Source organism: Burkholderia sp. S171 (assembly GCF_009766085.1).
In the GTDB taxonomy this organism is placed as follows: Bacteria; Pseudomonadota; Gammaproteobacteria; order Burkholderiales; family Burkholderiaceae; genus Caballeronia.
The window spans coordinates 103,116-123,179 of the sequence record NZ_LMUF01000061.1 but is presented as its reverse complement, the minus strand read 5'-3'; the positions used below and the strand labels follow the sequence as shown (position 1 = coordinate 123,179).

The 20,064-nt window shown below is 59.4% G+C and carries 21 protein-coding genes; 15 read left to right on the top strand and 6 right to left on the bottom strand.

Features of this window, described 5'->3' with window-relative positions:
- Window positions 1-69: 69 nt before the first annotated feature.
- Window positions 70-795 carry a TetR/AcrR family transcriptional regulator gene (locus GSQ93_RS33875; protein ID WP_158940285.1) on the top strand — a complete coding sequence of 242 codons (726 nt, stop codon included), beginning with the start codon at window positions 70-72 and terminating at the stop codon, window positions 793-795.
- 254 nt (window positions 796-1,049) lie between these two features.
- Here the strand turns inward: GSQ93_RS33875 and GSQ93_RS33870 are convergent, their stop codons facing one another.
- Entirely contained in the window at window positions 1,050-2,492 is a 1,443-nt protein-coding gene (locus tag GSQ93_RS33870; protein ID WP_158940284.1) for an MFS transporter, read from the bottom strand.
- Between the two features lie 248 nt (window positions 2,493-2,740).
- A complete protein-coding gene (locus GSQ93_RS33865; protein ID WP_158940283.1) occupies window positions 2,741-3,439 on the bottom strand; it encodes a TetR/AcrR family transcriptional regulator in 699 nt (232 codons plus the stop codon).
- Between the two features lie 73 nt (window positions 3,440-3,512).
- Between GSQ93_RS33865 and GSQ93_RS33860 the strand changes: the two genes are divergently transcribed.
- Window positions 3,513-5,018: an MDR family MFS transporter gene (locus GSQ93_RS33860; protein ID WP_158940282.1), complete on the top strand. Its 1,506-nt coding sequence runs from the start codon at window positions 3,513-3,515 to the stop codon at window positions 5,016-5,018.
- Between the two features lie 73 nt (window positions 5,019-5,091).
- The gene (locus GSQ93_RS33855) at window positions 5,092-5,307 is read left to right on the top strand and encodes a hypothetical protein (protein WP_158940281.1); all 216 of its coding nucleotides are present in this window, start codon (window positions 5,092-5,094) and stop codon (window positions 5,305-5,307) included.
- Window positions 5,308-5,365: 58 nt separating this feature from the next.
- Here the strand turns inward: GSQ93_RS33855 and GSQ93_RS33850 are convergent, their stop codons facing one another.
- The 3 genes from GSQ93_RS33850 to GSQ93_RS33840 all read right to left on the bottom strand — a co-directional run bounded on the left by GSQ93_RS33850 (window position 5,366) and on the right by GSQ93_RS33840 (window position 8,565).
- Complete coding sequence (locus tag GSQ93_RS33850) at window positions 5,366-6,433, bottom strand: branched-chain amino acid ABC transporter substrate-binding protein (protein ID WP_254074212.1); 1,068 nt, start codon at window positions 6,431-6,433, stop codon at window positions 5,366-5,368.
- Between the two features lie 115 nt (window positions 6,434-6,548).
- Window positions 6,549-7,445, bottom strand: coding sequence for a dihydrodipicolinate synthase family protein (locus tag GSQ93_RS33845; protein WP_158940279.1), 897 nt, complete (start codon window positions 7,443-7,445; stop codon window positions 6,549-6,551).
- A gap of 58 nt (window positions 7,446-7,503) precedes the next feature.
- Window positions 7,504-8,565 (bottom strand): proline racemase family protein, encoded by a 1,062-nt coding sequence (locus GSQ93_RS33840; RefSeq protein WP_158940278.1) that lies wholly within the window; start codon window positions 8,563-8,565, stop codon window positions 7,504-7,506.
- 284 nt (window positions 8,566-8,849) lie between these two features.
- Between GSQ93_RS33840 and GSQ93_RS33835 the strand changes: the two genes are divergently transcribed.
- On the top strand, window positions 8,850-9,605 hold the full coding sequence (locus GSQ93_RS33835) for a GntR family transcriptional regulator (RefSeq protein ID WP_158940277.1): 756 nt from the start codon (window positions 8,850-8,852) through the stop codon (window positions 9,603-9,605).
- A 60-nt stretch (window positions 9,606-9,665) separates the two neighbouring features.
- Here GSQ93_RS33835 and GSQ93_RS33830 read toward each other — a convergent pair whose 3' ends face one another.
- Entirely contained in the window at window positions 9,666-10,289 is a 624-nt protein-coding gene (locus GSQ93_RS33830) for a LysE family translocator (protein WP_158940276.1), read from the bottom strand.
- A 405-nt stretch (window positions 10,290-10,694) separates the two neighbouring features.
- Here GSQ93_RS33830 and GSQ93_RS33825 point away from each other — a divergent pair, with 405 nt between their 5' ends.
- From GSQ93_RS33825 to GSQ93_RS33775, 11 genes are all read left to right on the top strand, one after another.
- Window positions 10,695-11,699, top strand: coding sequence for a GTP-binding protein (locus GSQ93_RS33825; RefSeq protein ID WP_158940275.1), 1,005 nt, complete (start codon window positions 10,695-10,697; stop codon window positions 11,697-11,699).
- 24 nt (window positions 11,700-11,723) lie between these two features.
- A complete protein-coding gene (locus tag GSQ93_RS33820) occupies window positions 11,724-12,227 on the top strand; it encodes a DUF1097 domain-containing protein (RefSeq protein WP_158940274.1) in 504 nt (167 codons plus the stop codon).
- A 53-nt stretch (window positions 12,228-12,280) separates the two neighbouring features.
- A complete protein-coding gene (gene nthB, locus GSQ93_RS33815) occupies window positions 12,281-13,024 on the top strand; it encodes a nitrile hydratase subunit beta (protein WP_158940273.1) in 744 nt (247 codons plus the stop codon).
- Window positions 13,025-13,045: 21 nt separating this feature from the next.
- Window positions 13,046-13,678 (top strand): nitrile hydratase subunit alpha, encoded by a 633-nt coding sequence (gene nthA, locus GSQ93_RS33810; RefSeq protein WP_158940272.1) that lies wholly within the window; start codon window positions 13,046-13,048, stop codon window positions 13,676-13,678.
- A 2-nt stretch (window positions 13,679-13,680) separates the two neighbouring features.
- The gene (locus GSQ93_RS33805; RefSeq protein WP_158940271.1) at window positions 13,681-14,025 is read left to right on the top strand and encodes a nitrile hydratase accessory protein; all 345 of its coding nucleotides are present in this window, start codon (window positions 13,681-13,683) and stop codon (window positions 14,023-14,025) included.
- Window positions 14,026-14,061: 36 nt separating this feature from the next.
- On the top strand, window positions 14,062-14,280 hold the full coding sequence (locus tag GSQ93_RS33800; RefSeq protein ID WP_158940270.1) for a CbtB domain-containing protein: 219 nt from the start codon (window positions 14,062-14,064) through the stop codon (window positions 14,278-14,280).
- A 13-nt stretch (window positions 14,281-14,293) separates the two neighbouring features.
- Window positions 14,294-15,043: a CbtA family protein gene (locus tag GSQ93_RS33795; RefSeq protein ID WP_158940269.1), complete on the top strand. Its 750-nt coding sequence runs from the start codon at window positions 14,294-14,296 to the stop codon at window positions 15,041-15,043.
- Window positions 15,044-15,268: 225 nt separating this feature from the next.
- Entirely contained in the window at window positions 15,269-16,288 is a 1,020-nt protein-coding gene (locus tag GSQ93_RS33790; RefSeq protein WP_158940268.1) for a GlxA family transcriptional regulator, read from the top strand.
- 128 nt (window positions 16,289-16,416) lie between these two features.
- Window positions 16,417-17,346, top strand: coding sequence for a LysR family transcriptional regulator (locus GSQ93_RS33785; protein WP_158940267.1), 930 nt, complete (start codon window positions 16,417-16,419; stop codon window positions 17,344-17,346).
- A gap of 478 nt (window positions 17,347-17,824) precedes the next feature.
- Window positions 17,825-18,616 carry an ABC transporter substrate-binding protein gene (locus GSQ93_RS33780; protein WP_089159996.1) on the top strand — a complete coding sequence of 264 codons (792 nt, stop codon included), beginning with the start codon at window positions 17,825-17,827 and terminating at the stop codon, window positions 18,614-18,616.
- A gap of 328 nt (window positions 18,617-18,944) precedes the next feature.
- Window positions 18,945-20,060 carry a succinylglutamate desuccinylase/aspartoacylase family protein gene (locus GSQ93_RS33775; RefSeq protein ID WP_158940266.1) on the top strand — a complete coding sequence of 372 codons (1,116 nt, stop codon included), beginning with the start codon at window positions 18,945-18,947 and terminating at the stop codon, window positions 20,058-20,060.
- Window positions 20,061-20,064: the final 4 nt, after the last annotated feature.

Genomic DNA, 20,064 nt, shown 5'->3' with positions numbered 1-20,064 from the left:
AATACTACTTCCCGTCAATAGGGATTTGAGCTACGCTCACATCTGGTTCATTTTCGCGCACGCATTCTTATGTCTTCCACACCCGTCACCGGAAATCGCCGCACGCCCGCCGGCGTCAAGTCGCAGCAGCGCGTGAAGGACATTCTTCAGGCCGGCCGGGACGTCTTCGCCGAAAAAGGCTACGACGCCGCAACCAGCGCCGAAATCGCCCAGCGCGCGGGGATTTCAGAGGCAACGGTATTCAGCTATTTCAGCGGTAAACGGGAGTTGTGCGCGCGGGTGATCGCGGATTGGTATGACGAGATCATCGATGCATTCGAATCCGGACTGCCCCGCGACAGCAGCGTGCGCCAGCAGTTTGCGTTTATCGTGAGGACGCATTTGCGGCTGATGCTAGTGAACGGGACGGGGTTGTGCGCGCTGGTGTTATCGGAGGGGCGAACGAAACATCATGATCTCAGCGACACGCTCACCGACCTGCAACGCCGCTATACCGCGCCGTTGATGAACGTGCTCGCGCATGGCCAGACAGTCGGTCAGGTGCGGGCGGATTTGCCGTTGCGGCTGCTGCGCTCGCTGGTCTTCGGGCCGATGGAGCATGTCCTGTGGGACGCGACGCTCGCCAGGCGGCATCTGAGTCAGGCTCAGATCGATACGACCGCCGATGAACTCATCGACGTGCTGTGGACCGCGCTACAGCCCCCCGCTGCCAGCCTGACTGCGCTTGCGCAGTTCAGACAGGACGTGGAAGAAGCATCGCGGCGGTTCGAAGAAGCGGCGAGCCGGGAGAAATGAGATTGCTGACACTGGCGGACGTGGATCGGGCCGACAGTTAGTTGCAAATTCGACCAATGAAGTAAATCGCTGGCCCCGCCAATCCGCAGGGCTAAAACGTCAGATAGTGCGTTGCTTTTAATGAACCGCCGTGCGGTCCGGGCGAGCCATGACACCGTCACCGGCGGCAAACGAGCGTATGGCCTGGCGCACCCGCCAGGCCATATATAGCGCCCTATAGCGACGAGATCACGCTCAAAGGCGTGATCGAAATCTTAATGCGAGATTTGTTCCAGCGCCAGGTCCCGCGTCTTCGGTCCCATCAGTCCGATTGCCAGCATCACCACCGCCATCGCGCCGGCGATAAACATAAACACCCCGGTCGTGCCGAACGCCTTCAACACGCCCGCGATGAAGAACGACGTGAAGATGGCCGAAAAGCGGCTCCACGAATACACGAAGCCGACCGCGCGCGCCCGGATGCTGGTGGGGAAAAGCTCGGTCTGATACGCGTGGAAGCTATACGACATGATGTTGCTGGCGAGCGTCAGTCCCACGCCCATGCAGACCAGGAGCGCTGCGCCCGAGACCTGGCTGAACACCAGTCCGCAGACCACGATCGCCCCCGCCATCGCGACAATCACGCTCTTGCGCTCGAATTTATCGGCCATGAACAAGCCGATGATCGGACCAACCGGCGCGGCAAGCGCGATGATCGTTGAGTACATCAGGCTGGTCGTGATCGTGATGCCCTGATGAATCAGGAGCGTCGGCACCCAGTTGGCGAAACCGTAGAAACCGACCGTCTGGAAGACGTTGAAGATGATCATCATGGTCGCGCGTTTCCCGTACGGGGCGACCCACATGTCGCGGAACGACCCGCGCGTGCTGACCGGTTCCGGCGCGGCAGGCAGTGGCAATGGCCGGCCATACTCTTTCTCGACCTTCGCTTCCAGCGCCGTCATCACCGCGTCCGCTTCCGCGAGCCGCCCTTTTTGCGCCAGCCAGCGCGGGCTCTCAGGCAACGCACGCCGGATGAACCAGACGAACAGCGCGCCATGTGCACCGATCAACACGACCCAGCGCCAGCCATCGATACCAAAGGGCTTGTTCGGCACCAGCGCGTAGGAGAGGAATGCGACAACCGGCACGGCCGCAAAACCCACCGCTTGCTCACATGCAAAGGCACGGCCGCGAATGTGTTTGGGCACCAGTTCGGAGATATACGTGCCGATGGTTACCAGCTCCACGCCAATGCCCAATCCCGCCATGAAGCGCCAGAAGTTGAGACCGCCTGCGGTGTCCTGAAACGCCATGATGACGTTCGCGGCCGTGTACCAGAGCAGCGAGTACGTGAAGATGGCGCGACGCCCGAAACGGTCGGCGAGAAAACCGCAAGCAATCGTGCCGATAAACAAGCCGAGGAACAGCGAAGCGATAAAACTCGCGACGCCCGTCATGCCAAATAGGCCAACGGTGGTAGGCGTGAGAATGCCGCTCTTGACCAACCCCGGCGCAACGTAACCGGAGTACAAGAGGTCGTAGAGTTCGAAGAAGAACCCGAGGCTCAGCAAGACGACAAGTGTCCACATCGAGCGGGTCGCCGGCAGGCGATCGAGTCGTGCGGAGATCGTGCCCGCGCTTAATGAGTTCGACCCGGGATGCGACCCATGGTCATTGGCAGATCGGGATTGAGCGAGGTCCTGAACGGTTGTCATCGATTTATGTCTCCTTGTCGTGGCCTGTTTTCCTGCCGGCGACGCGCCCTTTTTTATCGAGCGGCCAGGCAGCGTGCCCGGCGCGCATTTTAACGGCGTAACTGCAAATTTGTTACAGGTACCGGAACATTCTTCCCAATCTATGGCCTGACGCGCCCAACGCGAATGATTCGACCCACGCAAAGCCGCGTTACCTTCTACTCGACGAACTAACCGTCGCGCCCGCTGCCTGCTACCCCCGCTGCCGGTCACATCGGCCCGACGCCGTGCATCAGCAATGCCACCGCGTGCTTCGCGATCTGGTCGCGCCTGGGCGCACAAACACCGCTCTCCTCGGCCCACGAATAAGTCACCGCCAGCGGCAACACGGTCAATCCGAATAGCGATACAAACAGCAGCGACGGCTCCAGGTGCGGGTTGAGTTTGCCCTCCTTCTGCCATTGCGCAATGCGTGCGATCGATGCCCTCTTATTGGCATCGCCGAAACGCTCGGCAATACGCTGGCGCAGCAATCCGCCTTCGCTGATGACTTCGCGAACCCACAGCGTTGCAAACCACGGATACCGCTCACACACCGCAATAAGCCCTTCGGCGAACGCGCGCAACGCTTCAGCCGGCTCCGCGTCCGAGTCCGCGAACGCGCGACCGAGTTCAGCGCGCAACGGCACGAATCGCTCATCGATCAACACGTCCAGCAGCTGATCGCGCGTCTTGAAGTAGTAATGGACCATGGCCGGGGTCACGCCCGCCTCGCGCGCGATCGCGCCGAGCGTGGTCTCCATGATTCCCTGACGCGCAAATAAAACCAGTGCGACGTCCAGCAGGAGCGCCCGCGGCTCGCCGTGCTGCGCGCCGGTCGGCCTCCCAGGCCGGCGACCAGGCTTCGGCGGCGCGACGGGGACGGCAGGAACGGACGGTTCGGAAGGATCGGTTACATCTTTAGTCATAGTGGCAATTGACCCCGGGATCGGCGTCGCCTAATATTAACTCCAACATTAATTTAACTCATCGGGCAGCTGAATGGAATCCCTGCAACCCTCTGTCGCACTTCCCGCCATTGAAGAGCGGCCGCCAATCCGGCTGCTTTTCACGGCGCTGCTGCTCGTCATGCTGCTTGGCGCACTCGACCAGACCATCGTTTCAACGGCGCTGCCAACCATCGTGGGCGAGCTGGGCGGGCTCGAAAGCCTGTCGTGGGTCGTGACGTCATATCTGCTGACGTCGACTATCGTGGTGCCGCTGTACGGCAAATTCGGCGATCTGTTCGGTCGCAAAGTCGTCATTCAGGCGTCAATCCTCATTTTTCTTGCCGGCTCGATCCTGTGCGGCGTGGCGCAAGACATGACCCAGCTGATCGTGTTGCGCGCGTTGCAGGGTCTCGGCGGCGGCGGTTTGATGGTCGTGACCATGGCTGCCATTGCCGACGTCATTCCGCCCGCCGAACGCGGCCGTTACCAGGGCCTGTTCGGCGGGGTGTTCGGACTTGCGACAGTCGTCGGACCGCTGCTGGGCGGGTTTATCGTCGAGCATCTTTCATGGCGCTGGATCTTCTATATCAACGTGCCGCTGGGCGTGCTGGCGCTGATCGTGATCGGACTCGTGTTCAAACCGCACGTGGCGCATGTAAAACATAAAATCGATTACATGGGCGCCGCGTTTTTAGCTGCTTCGCTCACTTGTATCATCCTTTTTACCAGCCAGGGAGGCACGCTGCTGCCGTGGAGTTCGCCGCAGCTTTGGTTCACGCTCGCGCTCGGATTCATCACGCTGGGCGGTTTTATCTACGAAGAACGCCTCGCCGCCGAACCCATTATGCCGCTTGAGCTTTTCAGGGAGCGCACGTTCGTGCTGAGCGGGCTGATCGGTTTTATCGTCGGATTTTCGCTGTTTGGCGCGATCACGTTCCTGCCGCTGTATCTGCAAGTGGCGAAGGGTTCGACCCCTTCCCAAGCCGGTCTGCAAATTTTGCCGATGATGGCCGGCATACTGTCCACCTCCATCATCAGCGGCCGCGTGATCAGCCGAATTGGAAAATATCGCTGGTTCCCTATCTGCGGGACCGCGCTTATCGCCTGCGGCATGTTCTTGCTGTCAACGCTTCAACTGGATACCCCGCTTCGCACCATGTACCTGTTCATGCTGCTGCTGGGACTTGGACTCGGCATGGTCATGCAGGTGCTGGTGCTCGCCGTGCAGAATGCGGTGCCCTTCAAGAATGTCGGCGTGGCAACATCCGGCGCGACGCTATTCCGGTCGATCGGCGGTTCGGTGGGGGTCGCAACATTCGGCGCTATCTTTACGAACGGTCTGCATTCGCGTCTGGCAGACGCCATGCCGCCGGGGGCGGAATTACCGCGATCGATGGGGCCAACGATGGTCCAGCATCTTCCCGCCGCTTTCCGCGAGACTTATCTCAACGCGTTCTCGGGATCGATGCATGTCGTGTTTCTCGTGGCCGGCGCAGTGGTGCTGCTTGCTTTCGCGTTGTCCTGGTTCATGCAGGACAAGCCGCTTCGCGGCAAGTGACGGGGATGAGATGAAGTGCGTCACCAGCGCTTTGGTTTAAGCTGACGCACTTTAACTTTGGAACGCCCGCGCAATGAAGCTTACGCACATAGTGATTGCCTCGACCCTCAGCGCTTTTGCTTTTATCTCAACCGCTGCATTGGCGGATACGTATCACTTCGGCGAGGGACAGTCGTCCATGTCGGGAAACGGCGGCGCTTCGCGGCACGCGCCGCCGCCCAAACATAAGAAGCACAAGAAGACGCGAGGGGCTGCGAATACCAACAACGGTACCTATACGCATCCTTGAGCCTCGGCTTCGGGACACCTGACGCCGCCGCTACGGATACGATTGACACTAACGCCGTTCAGTAAGGCACAAGTTGCGCTTTCCTGAAGGTGTAGACCGTGGTCGGTGCGCCCTTAAGATTCCCGCTCGAGTCGAATGCGTAATGCCCCGCAATACCGTCGTACTGCGCACCTGCCAGATACGCCCGGACCTTCGCGCGATCGGTTGTGGTATTCGTTGCCTGCATGGCCTGGGCGATCATCATCGTGCCATCGTAGAAATTGGCGGCATAGACGAGCATGTCCATGCTGTACGTCGACTTAAAGCGTTTGATGAACGCTCGTCCCGCCTCCGTCTTATCCAGTGCTGATCCGCCTTGGGCACAATAGACACCCGATGAAAGCTCGCCCGCCAACTGCGCCATCTCTGCGGAACAAATACCGTCGCCGCCCATCAGCTTCGCGTTCAGCGCGATCTGGTGCATCTGCTTGACCATGGGGCCCGCCTGCGCGGTATATCCGCCGTAGAAGATGGCATCCGGTTCTTTCGCCTTGAGCGTCGAGAGAATCGCCTTGAAGTCCACCGCATTCGAATTGGTGTAGTCCTGCTCGACCACCGTCAGACCGATCTGTTTCGCTTCGCGCAGGAACTCGGTCGCGATACCTTCGCCGTAGGCAGTGCGGTCATCGATCACAGCAACCTTGCTGGCCTTCAAGACATTCTTCGCGAAGTCGGCCATGGAGCCGCCAAGCTGAGCATCGCTCGCGCCAATGCGGAAGATGTTGTTGAAACCCTGCGCAGTCAGCGCCGGATTTGAAGCGACCGGAAGGATGGCAACGCCCGCTCCGTTAAACACGCGAGACGCGGGAATGGCGACACCGGAATTGTTCGGCCCAAGTATGGCAATCGCACCGCTGTCCACCAGCTTCTGAGCGATCTGCACCCCCACCTTCGGGTCGCCCTGATCGTCCTCGGAATCAAGTTTCAGCGTGACCTTTTGGCCGCCGATTGTCATCGGTTTCGCGTTCAGGTCCTGAATGGCCAGACGCGCGCCATTCTCATTGTCCTTGCCACTACCGGCCTGATTGCCCGTGAGCGGCCCCGACAGACCGATTGTCACGGTGGTATCCGCGAGAGCCGACCCCATGATTGCCGAAAGACCGCAACAGACAACGAAGTTTCTGGTTAAGCGCATTTTCTCTTCCCACAAATAATGTTCTATACGGAGCGGCTCGCGATTCCCCGGAGCAGCCGTCTAATAATTAGATATCCGAAGGAATAACCGGACGGGTTTCAATAGCATGCCGCACCAGCGCTTCAATGGCCGTCCGGCGCGCGCCTTCGTGGGCCATGCGCGGCATCCGCACACGGTCATTGGAGTTCGCGGAAATCGCCTCTACCAGCTTGATGTTCTGGACGAGGTAGGTACTGACATCAAGGTCGAGCAACGGACGGAACCAACGGTAGATGGACAGCGCTTCGTTGTAACGGCCCGCTTTCATCAAGCGGTAAATGGCGACCGTTTCAGCCGGAAACGCACAGCACAATCCCGCTACCCAACCATGCGCACCGACGGCCAGCGCCTCGAACGCGAGGTTATCGACACCAGTCAATACATCGAAGCGGTCGCCGAACGTGTTCAGGATTTCGGTGGTCCGGCGAATGTCGTCGGAGGACTCCTTGATCGCGACAAAGTGTTCGTCCGATGCAAGCGCATCCAGGATGGGCGAGGTCACGTCCACCCTGTAAGCAAGCCGGTTCGAATAAATCATGACCGGCAATTCCCCAGCCGCAGCCACCGCCTTCAGCGTGGCCACTGTCTCGCGCTCGTCCGTGTGATACACCATGCTGGGCACCACCATCAGACCCGCGGCACCCGCTGCACGCGCGCTCCGGGCCAAAGCACAGGCGTCCTGGGTCGACGCCTCCGCCACCGTCATCAGGATAGGTTTGCCGCCTGCAATCGAGAGTGCTGTATCAAGCACTTCTATACGCTCGGCGTGGGTCAACATCGGCCCCTCGCCCAGCGATCCGCAAACGATCAGTCCATCGCAGCCTGCATCTAGCTGGATCGAAAAACCCAACGTCATTTCATCGCGATCCAGCTTGCCGTCCGGGTGAAATTTCGTCGTCACCGCAGGATAAACACCATGCCACATGAAAAGTACTCCTAGTTAGTTAGCCGTCGGCTAATCGATAAATTCGCGTTGCTGCTGACTACACCCTCGATTTGATCAGTTTGTGGTCGACCGCTTCCAGCCAGGTATCGGACAGGGTAAAACCGGTTTGAAAGCGGTCCGATGGATCAACACCCACCTGGGAAATTGCGCTGATCCACGCTTGTCCCGATACAACCGGCACGACAGCCGGATAAGAACCGAGCTGCGTGACCGACTCGATCCGGCTTTCGAACACCGAGCCAATAATCGACTCATGGATGAACTTTTCCCCTACGCCGATCTGGCCTTTTGCGTGCATGACCGCAAGGCGCGCCGACGTACCCGTGCCGCACGGCGAGCGGTCGCAGCGGCCGGGCGAAACGATCACTGTATTGCGCGACGTCAGTACGCCGTTCTCGCGTCGCAGCGGCAGGACGAATTCCGTTTGCGTAATGCCTTTGATAAGCGGATTCAGCGGATGCGGTGAAGGTAATTGTTCCGCTGCCGCGGCTTTGATCGTCTGGCCGAGCTCGCATAAATCCCGCGCCTCGTCGGGCGTTATGCTGAAGCCCAAGGTTTGCGCATCGACCAATACGTACGTCATGCCGCCATAGCCCACGTCGACCGTAATGCTGCCGAGGCCTTCAACCTCAACGACCTTGTTCAGGTGATTCGCAAAGGCGGGCTGGTTCGTGAACTCGACCTTGGTGACCTTGCCCTGTGAACATTCGCAACGAACCTTGATGAGCCCCGCCGGCGCTTCGAGCACAAGCTCGGTGACGGGTTCAGTCATGGGCAGGATGCCGGTCTCCAGCAACACCGTGGCGACGCACATGGTGTTCGAGCCGGACATGGCGGGATATTCCGTCGACTCGGCGATCACATAGCCCATCTGCGCGCGTGGATCGGTCGCCGGCAGGATGAAGTTGACACTCTGATTCGCAGAACCACGCGGCTCGAACAAGCAGAGCTTGCGCAAGTCGTCCCGGCTTTCCTCCAGGTACATCATTTTTTCGAACATGGTGGCGCCGGGAATATCGAAAACGCCCCCGGTTACCACGTTGCCGACTTCACCCTCGGCATGACAATTCACCACAGTAAGCACCTTGCTCCAACGCATGAAAATCCTCTTGAATTGGCCGTTCTGCGCTGGAAATCGTCCTCAAGCGCGCCGTTGTTTTTACTCCCGAGTACTGGAGATTGTATCCAATATGATGTTTACAAAAGATCGTGTCAAGATGATTTTGTCGAAGAACAAAGGCGTCAGAGACGGGAAATCGCGACTTAAAAATCGTCAAGCCCGGCCGGGCGAGGTCTCCGGGGAGATTGGCTGAAAGCGGCGTGTGGATACACTATCCAGTTGTGGCATCATGTTCGTGACGAAATTCTTCTGGAACAGACTTTATGCAGCGCCCATCTTCCGCTCCAACTTCCGTGGACGAGATTCTTCTCGAGGAAGCGCCGCCGTCTCTTATCGCCCCGCGTGCACCCAAAATTACCCGCGCGACTACCGTCGATCTCGTGCTGGAAGCGATTCGCGGAAAAATCCTGCGGGGGGAACTCGGCTCAGGAGAGGCGTTGCGGCAGGAAGCACTTGCCGATGAACTTGGCGTCAGCCGCGTGCCTATTCGCGAAGCCATCACGCGCCTGCACGGCGAGGGATTGGTGACGCTGATTCCGCACAAAGGTGCGTTCGTGTGCGGCATCTCCGCCGACGAAGTGAGGGAAAGCTTCGAGATACGCCTGCGGCTGGAACCCTGGATCTTTGGCGCCGCGATGGCATCCACCAGTGACGAAGTCCTCGCCAAGGCGCTCGACGTTGTCGACGAGATGGAGAACGCCACTGAAAGCACGTGGGGCCAATTGAACTGGCGCTTTCACGAAACGCTGTATGCGCCGTCGGGGCTTCATCTAGCTATAGAGACGCTCAAGCGCCTGAACGACCGGAACGAGCGTTATTTCCGTTTTCAGGTGGTCAATGTTCCGATCAGGGAGAACACGCGCCGTGAACATATAGAAATGATCGAGGCGAGCCGCGCGCGAGACGTCCGCCTCGGCACGCGCATTCTTCGAGACCATTTGAAGAAGGCGATGGACCAGATTGTGTCGGTAGCGGAAGCGCTGTTACGGCGCGAAGCGTCGCGTTCGACGCGAGTTTGAGCGGTCATCGGCCGGCGCGAAGTCCAGGCCTTTTAAAACGGCACGGACGGTACTCGCGTTTTAGCGCGTCAATAGCTGGCGAACGCCCAGCGCCACGATCAACCCGCCGCACACGCGGTCGATCCATGCCCGGTAACCGCGGTAGCCTGACGCAATTCCCGCGTGCGACAGGACGAGTGCGACGAAGCCGTACCACGTCGTTGCGACCAGAGCGACCATGGCAAGCATGGCCACGAAGGTAACCGGCGACATATGCGCGGGCGTGGCGGAAGCGAAGATAGCGGCGAAAAACGCTACCGACTTCGGGTTCGTGATGTTTGTCGCGAAGCCTTGCACAAATGCCTTGCGCAATCCGCCAGGCACGCTCGCCGCGGTCATGCCCGACGACTCGCCAGCTCGCGCCTTGATGATCAGCCGGCAGCCGAACCACATGAGATACCCTGCGCCGCCAATCTTGACGACCAGCGCCATCCACGGGAAGGCGGCGAACACAATCCCCACGCCAAGAATGGCGCACGTCGCCCAGAACAGGCTGACCAAGACGATGCCCGCGACGACCGCCAAGGCCTCGGAGCGTGTCGACGAAGCCGCCTTGTGCGCTACCGCGACAAAGTTCGGTCCGGGAATAACCACACCTGCAATATAGACAGACAAAACAGCCAAGACTGCGGATGAATCGACCACGCCGACGCTCCCTCAAAGATCGACGCGCGGGAAGGCAGCGCCGGGGAATGCATTATCGCTGAGGTCTGTTCAAGCGATTGCTCACCCCTACGTGCTGAATGGTCGCCTCGTTTGCGAAGCCGTTAGTCGCTCCTGCCGTTGACCACGCGCTCAATCCGACTCCACTCATCAAGGCGCATCGCGCACCCCGCGTGGGCACGCCTGCCCGTCAATGCACCCTATTCCGTCCTGAACCTGAAGCTGGGCAGATTCAAATTTTGTCCGTTATCTCCCGTTAATACCAATACGGTCATCAGAGCGGGGCAATCGAGACAGAGCGCGTTTCACTCAAGCCGTCCGGCAAAACCGGGCCTGGTACTCGCTCTTTACAAGGCCAAATCCCTCAGGCCCTTGTCGAGATCAGCCATGCACCAACCTCAACCCAAGCCGCAGCGCAAGATTCCCGTCACCGTGATTTCAGGCTTTCTAGGCGCCGGCAAGACCACGCTGGTCAATCACCTGATGCAGCACAGCACGGCCGGACGCATTGGCGTTGTCGTGAACGAGTTCGGTGAGGTCGGCATCGACGGCCAGCTGATCGTCGCCGAAGAAGAAGCGTTGATCGAAATCAACAACGGCTGTGTGTGTTGCACGGTGCGCGCTGACCTGGTCTCGAGCGTCAAGGAACTGCTGATGCGCACGCAAGGCAGCACGCACGCAAGACTTGATCGCCTGATCGTGGAGACGTCGGGACTTGCCGATCCTGCGCCCGTCTTGCAGACCTTCCTGGCAGACCCGGATTTGCGTGAAGCGGTCGAACTGGAAGCGGTGATCACCTTGGTCGATGCACATCATTTCGCTCAGCAACTGCAGGACGAGATCGTGCGCGAGCAGGTAGCGTTCGCTGACATTGTGGTCATCAACAAGGTCGATCTCATCGACGCTCACGCGCTGGAGAAGCTCGAACAACAGGTGCGTGCACTGAACCGGACCGCGGCCATCACCACTGCCAGCCATTCGCGCGTCCCAGCCGATTCTCTGCTTGGCGTACGGCGTTTTTCCTTGCCCGCGCTACTTGAAATCGAGCCCGATCTGCTCGATGAAAATGCTCACGACCACGAACATGATTCATCGATTCAATCGTGTGCGCTGGTTGAAAGCGGCGCCCTCGATCCGGATCGCTTCAATCGCTGGATCAACCAGCTCGTGCAGCAGTCCGGCCTGCAACTGATGCGGATGAAGGGCGTGCTGCACTTCCAGTCCGAGCCGCGGCAGTTTCATTTTCATAGCGTCCACATGCTGCTCGAAGCACGTCCCGGACGCGTGTGGCGCGCCGATGAAACACGTGACAGCAAGTTCGTATTCATCGGTCGCGACCTCGACATGCCGCGCCTGCGCGAAGCCTTCCTCGATTGCCTGCATCAATCCTGAACCACTACCCTCAAGGAGCCTGCAATGAAAAAGTCCGAAGCCTTTACGGTCAGCATCGGCGTGTTGGCCGTAGTCGATACGTACATCACCGCCACGGTATTTCCCGTCCCCGTCTGGGTGACATTTATCGCATGGGCATCGTTCTTCGTGGTCGGTGGCGGCTCGGCCGGATTCGTGCAAAGCGTTGCTTCGAACCTCACGGGTCTTGTCATTGCGTCGCTGTCGTTGCTGGCCATCGCGAGTTCGGCGCAGACACCCGCCATCGCGGCGATTTGTGTAGGCGCGGGCAGCGCAGCAATGGTGCAGGCATCGAAGGTCAAGTTGCTGAGCGTGCTGCCCGCGGTCGTGTGGGGTTTTGCGTCGACCGTGGGCACGACCGTGGCTACCGGCCGAGCCATCACTACGGCCAGCATTCATAACCCCGCACTCGTTGCAGCGGCCGCGTTGATCACGGGCGCGCTGTTCGGGATCGTGTCGGAATTCGTCGGCGACGCCCTGACCCGCAAACCCGAGCCGCAACTCAACTGAGCGTCGACTGAACTTCGACTGAACTTCAACCCCCTTTCGTCCGGGACCATCGAATGAAACTACAGCACAACTTAGGCGGACTGGAAAATCTCGGTCCGGTCAATGGGGACACGCAAGTGTTCGTCGAGCCGTGGGAGAAACGCATCTTCGGCATCCATACCGTGATGATGGCCGAGAGCACGCATCTGGCCGACGCATTACCGCGTTATCCCATCGCCGATCTGCCCACTACATTCAGGAATACCTGGACCTGGGCGTCATTGCGCACGGGTGCCGAAGGCATGCAGCCGTTCGAGTATTTCAAGTACCGCTACTACGAAAAATGGTTGATGGGCATCTCGCAGTTTTTTATCGATGAAGGGTATTTGTCGGCTGATGAACTCGACGAAAAGACCCGCCACTACCGTGCTGATCCGCAGGCCGCGCTTCCCGCCAAGCCTAATCCCGCGATTGCCGCGCAAATCAACGCGTACCTGGTCAACGGCGATTCCGGTTTTCACGCATTCGAACAAGCGCCACGTTTTTCGCAGGGAGCGCAAGTGTGCGTGGCGGACCCGGATGCTGTCGAGCACACGCGCTTGCCCGGATATCTGCGTAACAAACGCGGCAAGGTGGACCTTGTTTATCCCGGCGCATTTTCGTATTTCGTTTCGACGGGACCCGATGGCATCGGTCAGGCCATGCCGGTGTATCGCGTCGCGTTCAATGCCGCCGACATCTGGGGCGAGGAGAAGAGCGAGCCCAATACGACCATCTACGCCGATCTCTTCGATGCCTATCTGCTTGCAGCCAACTGAACCATGCCAGGAACCACGACCATGAGCGAACTATTCAAATACGACGATGAGCGCGAAGCGGCCAGCGCCGCAAAAGTGCGCGCGCTCGAAGCGCTGTTGATCGAGAAAGGCGTGCTGGGCAGCGACTCAGTGGATACCGTGCTCGGCCATTTCGAAACCGTGGCGGGCCCCTTCAACGGCGCGCGCATTGTCGCGCGTGCGTGGGTCGATCCCGCGTTCAAGCAGCTTTTGATCGAAGACACGCCCAAAGCCATCGCGACAATGGACTTGCCGCAAGGGATGGACGGCGCGGAAGGCGAACACATGGCCGCAGTCGCGAACGGCGACGGCGTGCATAACCTGATCATCTGTACGCTGTGCTCCTGTTACCCCTGGCCGGTACTCGGGCTGCCGCCGTACTGGTACAAAGACCCCGTATTTCGTGCGCGCGGCGTGCGTGAACCGCGTGCGGTGCTGCGCGAATTCGGCGTGCCTGTAACGGCGGACACCGAGGTCAAGGTGTGGGACAGCAGTGCGCAGATTCGCTGGTTTGTCGTACCGGAACGTCCAGCGGGAACGGATGGCATGAGCGAAGAGGCACTGGCTGCACTCATCACGCCAGAGGCGATGATGGGCGTTGCGTTGGTACCGTCGCCATCACTCGCCGCGGGCTGATCATGTTCACGCGCTTCGAGGAATACGCTGCATCAAGCATGCTGGGTCAACCCGATTCACCGCCTCGCCAGCAAGGCAAATTTCTCTTCGACAAACCTTGGGAGCGCGATGTGTTCGGCCTCGCGCTGTCGTTATCGAAGGCTGGCTACTTCGAGTGGGAAGGCTTCCGGCAGAACCTGATCGAATCGATTGCCGAATGGGAAGACGGCTATTGCGCAGGCCAGCCGCGCTGGGACTATTACGAACGTTTTTTCCTCGCACTCAAGAAAACCCTGGTGGAAGCCGACGTGCTCTCGGCGGCGGAAATAGCAGCGATCGATGCTGCAGTCGTCACCGCTGACGCTTGAACCGGGCCGCATTTTTTAATGTTTTTGGAGATCCTTATGACCGACGCTGTTCTGGATTCAACCGCCATGCCGTTGCCGCCGTTACCGCTTCCCACTCGTGAGCTGATCCCGTGGGCGATTTTCGGTGGCTTGCTGATGCTGCTCGCGATCTATTTCGTGGGTGCGGAAGAAGGCGCGACATCGCTGATTCCCGGCATGTATGTGCATGAATTTGTACACGATGGCCGGCACCTGCTTGGCTTCCCTTGCCATTGATCCGGAGACTCCCATGGTCGGAAAATTATTGGTGCGCGGCATGCTCGCTGGCATTGCCGCCGGGCTGCTTACGTTCGGTTTCGCGAAAATAGTCGGCGAGCCTCAAGTCGATCAGGCGATCTCATTTGAGGAAAAGGCGGATGCGGCAAAGGGCGAAGCGCCGGAACCGGAACTCGTCAGCCGTCACACGCAAGCAGGCCTCGGTTTGCTCACGGGCGTAATGGCTTACAGCGCCGCTATTGGCGGCCTGTTCGCGCTGACCTTCTCGGCCATGGTTGGCCGGGCCGGCACGCTCAGCGCAAATGCTTTGTCGGCGTGGCTGGCTATCGCGGGATTCATCGCTTTAGTGATCGTGCCGAACCTCAAGTATCCCGCCAATCCACCTTCGGTTGGCGACCCGGCGACCATCGGCTATCGCACCGGCCTGTTCTTTTTTATGATCGTGATCTCGCTAGCCGCCATGGTGTTTTCGCTGAAGGTTCGCCGGGCGGCAATTGCCCGCGTCGGATCATGGAATGCATCCATTGCTGGCGCAGCGGTGTTTGCCGTGATCATTGCCGCCGTGCAGATTGGCATGCCGGCGATCAACGAGGTGCCAGCCGCCTTTCCTGCCGTGTTGCTCTGGAAATTCCGCGTTGCTGCCATCGGCATGCAAGTGATCATGTGGACCACGCTGGGTTTGCTGTTCGGCAACCTGGCACAACGTAGCTTGCATGCCGGTTCCCAGCCGGCGAATGCGCGTTCACTTCAGCAGGCTGTCTAAGCATTTTGTTAAAACAGAACGGCGCGGCGCATTCCAAGTGCGCCGTGCTCATGTTGATCAATTGGCATCACGTCCCGCTGGTCATCGAAATTCTGTCACCTTAGAATAATTGTTCCTGGCGTCGGCTGGGGCCAGCCTGCTTTCCGGCGTGGTTTCATCGCGTGAACGGGTGCCGCAGCGGCGCAAGCTTCGCCTGCCCGGATCCCGAATTCATCGGACTCGCATATGCGCAAGATCACCGTCGCCATGGTGTTGTTTCCCGGCTTCCAGTTGCTCGATATCGCCGGGCCGAAAGATGCATTCGCCGAGGTCCGCATCTTGAGCCAGGGGCAGTGTGAATACGAAATGCTGACCGTCGGCACGACGCGCGGATCCGTGCTCTCGTCCAGTGGTCTAACGGTCGTGCCGGACCGGACGATCTTCGACCCCTGCCCGGAATTCGATACGGTGATCATCCCAGGCGGTCTCGGCATTTTTGAAGTTCTGGAGGACTCCACCCTCAGCGAATGGCTGGTGAAACAACGTCGCATCAGCCGTCGCGTTGCCGCTATTTGCAACGGCGTATTCGCCTTCGGTTCGGCTGGCATGATCGATCACAAGACCGTGACGACTCACTGGATGGATGCGGCAAGACTCGCCGCCATGTTTCCAAAAGCGAAAGTCGAACCGGATCAGATCTATGTCAAGGACGGCGGTCTTTACACGACCGCCGGCGTGACCGCGGGCATCGACCTCGCGCTTGTCATGATCGAGGAAGACTTCGGCAAGAAGATGGCGCTGGACGTAGCGAAGTACCTGATTGTGTATGTGCGGCGCGCGGGCGGCCAATCGCAATTCAGCCCTCTGCTGGAAACGCAAGCTGCCGCCGATTCACAGATCCAGCCGGTTCAGCAGTACCTGCTCGACAATCTTCAACTGCCGCACACCATGGCCTCTCTTGCGCAGCGGCTGAACATGAGCGCGCGTAACCTGTCCCGCGTCTTTAGCAAGGAGTGCGGCGTCAGCCTGATCGCCTTTCTCAATGACGCACGCATCGACGCCGCCCGGCGATATCTGGAAAGCACGGACCATCCCGTTTCAAACATCGCGCGCCGATGTGGATTCGAAAGCGCTGACACCCTCAGGCGAACCTTTAGCAAGCGCCTTCATATCAGCCCGATGGAATACCGGCAGCGTTTCCGTTCGAGCGACATGTCGAGTCCAGGAACCTTGCTCAAGCAGACCAAGGTCCCCGCGAAAGTTTGACTGTCGGCAAGCATGTGATTGGCGTGACTGCACCGCGCTAGGAGCCCGGTCGCCCACGCCTTCGCCACCGTCGCACTCATTTCGCGATAGCATGACCTCCAGCCGATTAATGACAGGAGCGCATGTGCATGAGTTTCGATGAAAGGACGCTGAACGGCATGGGTGTATTTAGCGCGATTGTCGACAGCGGCAGTTTTGCCGCGGCCAGCGAAGCGCTCGATATGTCGCAATCCGGCGTGAGCCGCTCGGTAGCACGGCTCGAAGCGCGACTGGGTATCCGGCTATTCGACCGTACTACACGCTCAGTCAAGCTCACCGACGAAGGGCGGCGTTTCTACGAACAGATCGTGCCCTTGCTAAGCGGACTTGAAGAAGCGGCTTCGTCTGCGTCGCAAGGGGCAACGGCAGTGCGCGGGCGCTTGCGCGTGAATATCGATCCGTTCTTTTCGCGCCTATTCCTTGGGCCCCGGCTCGGCGCGTTCGTGGAGAAGTACCCCGAACTGCAACTCGACCTGATCACGCGCGATCAGCTTGGCGATATGGTCGCGGACGGTTTCGACCTCGCCGTTCGCTTTGGTCAGCCGCGCGAATCCACGCTGGTTGCGCGCAAGCTGCTGGATACGCGCGTCATTACCGTTGCATCGCCGGGGTACATCAAGAAACATGGCCGCCCGCTCGCCCCGGCCGATCTCGAACGCGAGCCACATACGTGCATTCATTTCCGCGATCCGGAAACGGGGCGCCCCTTCCAGTGGGAATTTCATCGCGGCAAGAAGAAGGTTCTGGTTGCCGCCCGGGGACGCCTGACCGCGAACGACGTCGGGACGATGCACGGCGTATGTCTCGCTGGACACGGGGTTGCGCAAGTCCTCGCGCTCGGCACCGAGCAATTGCTGACCAGTGGCCGCTTAGTGGACCTGTTTCCCGATTGGCCCGACGAGACCTTTCCGCTCTATGCTGCCTACCCGTCGCGTCATCATCTGCCGGCCAAAGTGAGGGAGTTTTCCGATTTCGTCGTTTCGTTGACGGGTACGTCAATAGAGGATCTGACTGCATAGGATGCCTACTGGACTTTTCGACTCACGCAAACGTCCACGTGTTCGCTGACGCAGAAGGCGGCCGAAAACGCGGCGAAGCACGCGATAAAACACCATTCGACCTGAACGGCCGCAACGCCGGGTTTATTCCATCGGCTCCGATCGACGGCCGGAACGTCCCCGCCGCGCGCGATAGGCCGCCGCTCATAACAAGACGCATCGTCGGACCGACCAATCGGACTTACAATCGTGTTGCAGAAAATTAATTCAACTATCTGCACAGGCCGAGATGCCCATTCGCATAAGGGTTGCAAGATTAGCTATCGGGATTTTCACCAACTCCCTTATTTTTTTGGCTTGGTAACCTGCTGCGGTTCTATGGCGGACACAATCCGCTGAATGTAAGCTGTCCGGCGCCGAGGGGCCTCACGCCGGACGAACCCGGATGCTCACCTATCGACCTATCCGGGATGTACTGACCACCTTTGGAGTAAAAACAGTGAAAAAACTGCTCGCGGCTTTGACGATTTCCTTGCTCGCCGTCACATCGATCACCTCCGTCACCGCCAATGCGAAGGATTACTCGACCATCCGTTTCGGCGTCGACGCCTCCTATGCCCCGTTCGAATCGAAAGGTCCGGATGGCAAGCTGGTCGGCTTCGATATCGACCTCGGCAATGAAATCTGCGCACGCCTGCATGCGAAGTGCGTATGGGTGGAAAACGATTTCGACGGCATGATCCCGGCCTTGAAGGCGAAGAAGTTCGACGGTGTGCTGTCGTCGATGTCCATGACGCCGCAACGCGCCGAACAAATTGCGTTCTCGAGCAAGCTGTTCAACACGCCGACCCGCCTGATCGCCAAGAAGGGCAGCGGCATCTTGCCGACACCGGATGGCCTGAAGGGCAAGACGGTGGGTGTGGAACAAGGCACGATCCAGGAAACCTACGCCAAGACCTATTGGGCGCCGAAGGGTGTGACGGTTACGCCGTACCAGAACCAGGACGGCGTCTACGCCGACTTGCAAGCTGGACGCCTGGATGCAGCGCTCCAAGATGCCGTGCAAGCTGAGGTGGGCTTCCTGAAGACACCGCGCGGTACGGGTTACGAGTTCGTGGGCAAGGATCTGGTCGATCCGACGATCCTCGGCAATGGCGCTGGTATTGGCCTGCGCAAGGAAGACACCGACCTGAAGGCACAGATCGACAAGGCAATTGCCTCGATCATCAAGGACGGCACGTACAAGAAGCTTGAAAAGAAGTACTTCGACTTCGACGTGTACGGCAGCTAAGCAGTCCCCAAGCCTGACTCCGGAACGCGTTCCGGGCACAGCTTGAGCGCTTGAAAAAACGGGCTCCGCGGCAAACGCGGAGCCCGTTTTGTTTTCGGCGTCCTGGCCGTCTTTTTCGCCCGGCGCGGCAAAACCCTCGTTTTCAGCTAAGATCGAACGTCTGGGGCAGGCGCCGCTGCAGGCATTGGCAGGTATCCGCAGGCAATAGCCAGCGCCACCGGCATCGGCAAACCCGGTGGCCGTCGCGAACGTTCCGCCCCGCTCTCCTGAACACGCCGACACTTTTCCCAAGCGCGACGCGTATCCAGCGCGCCATGCACCGACAATCATGCAAACCAAAACGCACACCCTGATTTCGCCGTCGATCGGCACCACCCGCAATATCCTGAGTTTTCACTACGGCCCGGGCGGCGGCGAAAAGATCTATATCCAGTCCTCGCTGCATGCCGATGAACTTCCCGGCATGCTGGTCGCCTGGCGTCTGCGGCGCCAACTGGCCGAGTTCGAAGCGGCGGGCAAGCTGCACGGCGAAGTGGTGATCGTGCCGGTGTCGAACCCGATCGGCTTGAACCAGAACATGCACGGCACCCTGCTCGGGCGTTTTGAGCTGAACAGCGGCCACAACTTCAACCGCAATTTCCACGATCTGGCCGCGTTGATCGCGCCGCGTATTGAAGGCCGGCTGTCCGGCGACAGCAATGCCAACAAGCTTGCCGTGCGCCGTGCGATGCGTGAGGTACTGGACGAGCAAAAACCGCAGACCGAGCTTGAGTCGCAACGCCTTGCATTGCAGAAGCTCTCCTACGATGCCGATGTCGTGCTCGACCTGCATTGTGACCTCGACGCAGCGCTGCACATCTACACCAATCCGGATATCTGGGACGAAGTCGAGCCGCTGGCGCGATATCTGGATTCGAAGGCATCGCTGCTGGCGTTGAATTCAGTGGGTAACCCGTTCGACGAGATTCACAGTTTCTGCTGGTCGGACCTGCGAGCCAAGTTTGGCGATCGCTTTCCGGTGCCTAATGCCGGCATTTCGGTGACGGTGGAACTGCGCAGCCAGCACGACGTATCGTATGAATTCGCCGATGCCGACGCCCAGGGCATCATCAATTACCTGATGCATCGCGGCGTGATCGATGCGACTGCGCCCGCCATGCCGGCGCTTTCGTATCCGGCGACGCCGCTTGCCGGCGCCGAGCCTATTGTTGCTCCTGTGAGCGGCGTGCTGGTGTTTCGCGCGAAGGTCGGAGCGCTGGTCAAAGCCGGCGATGCCATTGCCGATGTGGTCGATCCGCTGACGGACACCGTTACGCCCTTGAATTGCGTGACCACCGGTGTGCTGTATGCACGGCAGATTGCACGGTTTGCTACCGCGGGAATGGAAGTGGCCCGAGTCGCCAGTGCTACTGCTTATAGGACAGGGTCGTTGCTGTCGGCGTAGAAGT

Coding starts and splice junctions, on each gene's coding strand:
- GSQ93_RS33875 (WP_158940285.1), top strand. CDS start 70: ATGTCTTCCACACCCGTCACCGGAAATCGCCGCACGCCCGCCGGCGTC.
- GSQ93_RS33870 (WP_158940284.1), bottom strand. CDS start 2,492: ATGACAACCGTTCAGGACCTCGCTCAATCCCGATCTGCCAATGACCAT.
- GSQ93_RS33865 (WP_158940283.1), bottom strand. CDS start 3,439: ATGACTAAAGATGTAACCGATCCTTCCGAACCGTCCGTTCCTGCCGTC.
- GSQ93_RS33860 (WP_158940282.1), top strand. CDS start 3,513: ATGGAATCCCTGCAACCCTCTGTCGCACTTCCCGCCATTGAAGAGCGG.
- GSQ93_RS33855 (WP_158940281.1), top strand. CDS start 5,092: ATGAAGCTTACGCACATAGTGATTGCCTCGACCCTCAGCGCTTTTGCT.
- GSQ93_RS33850 (WP_254074212.1), bottom strand. CDS start 6,433: ATGGGGTCGGCTCTCGCGGATACCACCGTGACAATCGGTCTGTCGGGG.
- GSQ93_RS33845 (WP_158940279.1), bottom strand. CDS start 7,445: ATGTGGCATGGTGTTTATCCTGCGGTGACGACGAAATTTCACCCGGAC.
- GSQ93_RS33840 (WP_158940278.1), bottom strand. CDS start 8,565: ATGCGTTGGAGCAAGGTGCTTACTGTGGTGAATTGTCATGCCGAGGGT.
- GSQ93_RS33835 (WP_158940277.1), top strand. CDS start 8,850: ATGCAGCGCCCATCTTCCGCTCCAACTTCCGTGGACGAGATTCTTCTC.
- GSQ93_RS33825 (WP_158940275.1), top strand. CDS start 10,695: ATGCACCAACCTCAACCCAAGCCGCAGCGCAAGATTCCCGTCACCGTG.
- GSQ93_RS33820 (WP_158940274.1), top strand. CDS start 11,724: ATGAAAAAGTCCGAAGCCTTTACGGTCAGCATCGGCGTGTTGGCCGTA.
- nthB (WP_158940273.1), top strand. CDS start 12,281: ATGAAACTACAGCACAACTTAGGCGGACTGGAAAATCTCGGTCCGGTC.
- nthA (WP_158940272.1), top strand. CDS start 13,046: ATGAGCGAACTATTCAAATACGACGATGAGCGCGAAGCGGCCAGCGCC.
- GSQ93_RS33805 (WP_158940271.1), top strand. CDS start 13,681: ATGTTCACGCGCTTCGAGGAATACGCTGCATCAAGCATGCTGGGTCAA.
- GSQ93_RS33800 (WP_158940270.1), top strand. CDS start 14,062: ATGACCGACGCTGTTCTGGATTCAACCGCCATGCCGTTGCCGCCGTTA.
- GSQ93_RS33795 (WP_158940269.1), top strand. CDS start 14,294: ATGGTCGGAAAATTATTGGTGCGCGGCATGCTCGCTGGCATTGCCGCC.
- GSQ93_RS33790 (WP_158940268.1), top strand. CDS start 15,269: ATGCGCAAGATCACCGTCGCCATGGTGTTGTTTCCCGGCTTCCAGTTG.
- GSQ93_RS33785 (WP_158940267.1), top strand. CDS start 16,417: ATGAGTTTCGATGAAAGGACGCTGAACGGCATGGGTGTATTTAGCGCG.
- GSQ93_RS33775 (WP_158940266.1), top strand. CDS start 18,945: ATGCAAACCAAAACGCACACCCTGATTTCGCCGTCGATCGGCACCACC.